The following is a 507-nucleotide window of genomic DNA, read 5'->3' as shown; positions in this document are numbered from 1 at the left end:
AGAATCTCAATGATCGTGTCAAGCCGCATGCGTGACCGGTGGGGCGGAGGTGAACAGCCTCTTGTCACGCAGCATGGCCCACAGGACGTCGACCCGTCGGCGGGCGAGGGACAGCAGTGCCTGGGTGTGCAGCAGCCCTTGACCGCGCTTCTTGAGGTAGTAGTCCCGCGACGGGCCCGGCCGCATCATCGCGGACTGCGCGGACATGTAGAACAGCCAGCGCAGGCGTCGGTTGTAGCGTTTGGGCCGGTGGTAGTTGCCGGTGCGGCGGCCGGAGTCGCGGGGTACTGGCGCCAGGCCTGCGTGCGACGCCAGGCGCCCTGCGTCACGGTATCCGGACAAGTCGCCGACGATTGCGACGAACTCGGCACCCAGAATCGGACCCATGCCGGGCATGGACTCGATGATCTCGGCCCGGTCGTCGGCGCGGAAGGTCTCGCGGATCTCCCGGTCGTTGTCCTTGATCCGCTCGTCCAGGGCCAAGAGCTGGTGGGCCAGACCGCGCAC

1 protein-coding gene is annotated in these 507 nt (G+C 67.5%); it reads right to left on the bottom strand.

Annotation, left to right across the window (positions count from 1 at the left end; translation table 11 throughout):
• Positions 1-18: 18 nt before the first annotated feature.
• Positions 19-507: transposase (locus ABEA77_RS33870; RefSeq protein ID WP_345655999.1), on the bottom strand; the 489-nt coding region annotated here is incomplete at its 5' end.

Source organism: Streptomyces tremellae (assembly GCF_039540215.1).
Taxonomy (GTDB): domain Bacteria; phylum Actinomycetota; class Actinomycetes; order Streptomycetales; family Streptomycetaceae; genus Streptomyces; species Streptomyces tremellae.
This window is presented reverse-complemented; position numbering and strand designations above follow the sequence as displayed.